Source organism: Caecibacter sp. AF58-12pH5A (genome assembly GCF_027681725.1).
GTDB classification, from domain to species: domain Bacteria; phylum Bacillota; class Negativicutes; order Veillonellales; family Megasphaeraceae; genus Megasphaera; species Megasphaera hominis.
The window spans coordinates 1-2,512 of the sequence record NZ_JAQDBC010000073.1; the positions used below are offsets into that span (position 1 = coordinate 1).

At 33.0% G+C, this 2,512-nt stretch carries 3 protein-coding genes; all 3 read left to right on the top strand.

The features are described from left to right. Positions 1–371: 371 nt before the first annotated feature. The 3 genes from PGX44_RS13815 to PGX44_RS13825 are packed head-to-tail and all read left to right on the top strand — an operon-like array spanning position 372 to position 2,012. Entirely contained in the window at positions 372–641 is a 270-nt protein-coding gene (locus tag PGX44_RS13815; protein WP_302131770.1) for a hypothetical protein, read from the top strand. Between the two features lies 1 nt (position 642). Further along, a complete protein-coding gene (locus PGX44_RS13820) occupies positions 643–1,503 on the top strand; it encodes a Dam family site-specific DNA-(adenine-N6)-methyltransferase (protein WP_302131768.1) in 861 nt (286 codons plus the stop codon). A 2-nt stretch (positions 1,504–1,505) separates the two neighbouring features. Beyond that, positions 1,506–2,012 carry an HNH nuclease gene (locus tag PGX44_RS13825; RefSeq protein WP_498855828.1) on the top strand — a complete coding sequence of 169 codons (507 nt, stop codon included), beginning with the start codon at positions 1,506–1,508 and terminating at the stop codon, positions 2,010–2,012. Positions 2,013–2,512 lie beyond the last annotated feature (500 nt).

Below are 2,512 nucleotides of genomic sequence, written 5' to 3' on the forward strand. Positions count from 1 at the left end.
TATGGGGCATAAAGTAGATTCATGCAATACCGATTTACACAAACTATTTTACACTCCCTGAATATGTGGAATATGGTACAACTAATCCATTAACAATTATGTTGCAACGGAGTGGCTTTTCTCGTGAAACATCCACTTACATAAAGAAAAATAAGGATGAATATGTACATACTATGAACAACGGCGAAAAAAAAATAAGAAAATCACTTTTAGAATGCCAGAATCAAAGCGTGAAAAGAGAAGCATTGGAAATTCAATATAATATGCCAGAATTATTTATAAGTTAAATCCAGTTCATAAAATTTGTTTGTAGAATGGTTGACTTTTTTTGAAACTTATTGAATATATAGACGTGAAAGGGGGATTACGTCATGAGTAATCAATATGAAGCCTACGCGTCTTTGGTGGAAAATGAGATTTGCAGTAAATTCAACGAGAATATTTTATTAAGGAAACAAAATGTACAGGTCAATCGAAAAATACTAAACAGATTAGTGGAAGGTTGGTTTCAAGGAAAAGATATGCTGGTTGTAAAACAAGAAGTAGATGAATTTATTTGTGACATACTTTTGATGCTTACAACGGAAGCAGCTATGGTAGAGGAAAATACAATGAAAGAATGGCTAATAGAAAGGATTTAACATGGTAAAAATACCACATCTTGTACAATATCAAGGAAGCAAACGCAATTTGGCAAATGTCATATCTGGATATTTCCCAAATCATTTTGATAGATTAATTGAACCTTTCAGTGGAACTGCTGCAGTATCTATCTATGCTGCAGCAAATAGATTGTGTGATAAGTTTATTTTCAATGACATAAATAAACCAATAATAGATATGATGAAAGAATGTATTAATGATCCTAATAACCTTGTAAATGGTTATACGGAAATTTGGAATAGACAATTTTTCGATGGCGAAAACAATATTGACTATTATTATAAAATGAGGGAGAAGTTTAATGAAAAAAAATCCATACCAGCGCTGACACTGTTTATTTTAGCTCGAGTAGCTAAGGGCGCAATAAGATATAATTCAAGAGGAGAAATGAACCAAATTTGTGATAAGAGACGGTATGGAACGAAACCGGAAACTATTAGGAAAAATGCAAGAGAAATTTCTGAATTATTAAAAGGAAAGGCTAGTTTATTTTGTAATGACTATCGTGATATTCTTTCGGATGTGCACGAAGGAGATCTGATCTATATGGATCCCCCATATCAAGGGGTATCAAATGGTTTAAGTTCAAGGTATATTCAAAATCTTCCTTTTGATGAATTTGTAAGTTCATTACAAGTTCTAAATGATAAAAATATTAATTTTATTGTTAGTTATGATGGACAAACTAATGACAAAACATTTGGAAAAATACTACCAGAGTCTTTGGGATTACAACATATTTTATTGAATGCTGGTAGAAGCAGTCAAGCAACATTAAATGGTAAAGAAGCAATAACATACGAATCATTGTATGTAAGTAAGAACTTGCGGAGGAATTAATTATGGCAGAAAAACCTGTAAAACTACCGAGTGGTGAAATTATTAGTAAAGAATTTTATGACAAACTGATAAATGCGACCGGTAAACGAGCGCGTTTTGTTATTGACAAAATAATGAATACAGGAACTTGTAGCACCGAAGATTTAAAAAAAGCTGGATATGAACATGCACCGCGTGCAAAACGAGATGTTGTAGAGAAAGGAATTCCTATAGATACATTTAATGGGAAGGATTCAGAAGGACGTCGCATGGCTGTGTATAAATTTGGAAATTGGGAAGAAGCGAAAAAACAAAATTCTATTGCAAAAACTAAAGGAAGGAATAATTTATCGGATAAGCTCAAACAAAAATTAATTAAAGAAAATGGAAGTAAATGTGCTTTGTATGGGGAAAAATTTGATGAATCACTACTTCAAGCTGATCATAGAGTGCCTTTTGAAATAGGTGGTGATCCGGAAGATATGATGGATACATCATATCTTCATGTTACTATCTCCCAGCGCAAATAGGGCGAAAAGCTGGGCATGTGAGCATTGCAAAAATTGGACCATAAAAGATATTGATATGTGTAGACATTGCTACTATGCAAACCCCGAAAATTATGAGCATGTTGCCGGAAATGAAACCAGAAGGGTAGATCTTGAATTTGATGGAAAGGATATCAATATTTACAATTCGATAAAGAAAAATTCCGTAGAAAAGGGAGTTTCGATTCAAGAAGCTTTTAAGGAATATTTCAGAAAGAAAAAATAATGTTCTATTAACAAATGAAGACGGGATATGGGAGTGATTTTATTGGATACTAATTGGTTGCCCGGCTATTTAGCTCATTTAAATCAACCTTATATAAAATCAACAGAAAAATATGTTGTTATAGGTGAAGTAACATCTAAACCTTACAATGGGTATGAAGGGGAAAAGCGGATATATACTGCCTTAGTTCCTTTGGATTATAATGGGCCCCTTGTCAAGACCACGTTCTAAAATTTTAAGAGTGGCAGTAAGCAGA